This is a genomic window from Staphylococcus gallinarum (assembly GCF_000875895.1).
In the GTDB taxonomy this organism is placed as follows: domain Bacteria; phylum Bacillota; class Bacilli; order Staphylococcales; family Staphylococcaceae; genus Staphylococcus; species Staphylococcus gallinarum.
The window spans coordinates 1-756 of record NZ_JXCF01000242.1 but is presented as its reverse complement, the minus strand read 5'-3'; the positions used below and the strand labels follow the sequence as shown (position 1 = coordinate 756).

General features: G+C 45.2%; 1 protein-coding gene. It reads left to right on the top strand.

Annotation, left to right across the window (positions count from 1 at the left end):
* Positions 1–756 (top strand): hypothetical protein (locus SH09_RS14275; RefSeq protein WP_042740264.1); only part of this gene is annotated, 756 nt, incomplete at both ends.

Below are 756 nucleotides of genomic sequence, written 5' to 3'. Positions count from 1 at the left end.
CACTGAAGTTGACGTACTCATTGACGCTGAATCACTTTCGCTTACTGAAGTAGAAGTGCTCATTGACGCTGAGTCGCTCTCACTTACTGAAGTAGAAGTGCTCATGCTTGCTGAATCACTCTCGCTTACTGAAGTTGATTCACTTTCACTTACTGAAGTAGAAGCGCTCATTGACGCTGAGTCGCTCTCACTTACTGAAGTAGAAGCGCTCATTGATGCTGAATCACTTTCGCTCACTGAAGTTGACGTACTCATTGACGCTGAATCACTTTCGCTTACTGAAGTAGAAGTGCTCATTGACGCTGAGTCGCTCTCACTTACTGAAGTAGAAGTGCTCATTGATGCTGAATCACTTTCGCTCACTGAAGTTGACGTACTCATTGATGCTGAATCACTTTCGCTCACTGAAGTAGAAGTGCTCATTGACGCTGAATCACTTTCGCTCACTGAAGTAGAAGTGCTCATTGACGCTGAGTCGCTCTCACTTACTGAAGTAGAAGCGCTCATTGATGCTGAATCACTTTCGCTCACTGAAGTTGACGTACTCATTGACGCTGAATCACTTTCGCTCACTGAAGTAGAAGTGCTCATTGACGCTGAGTCGCTCTCACTTACTGAAGTAGAAGTGCTCATGCTTGCTGAATCACTTTCGCTCACTGAAGTTGACGTACTCATTGACGCTGAATCACTTTCGCTCACTGAAGTAGAAGTGCTCATTGACGCTGAGTCGCTCTCACTTACTGAAGTAGAAGTGCT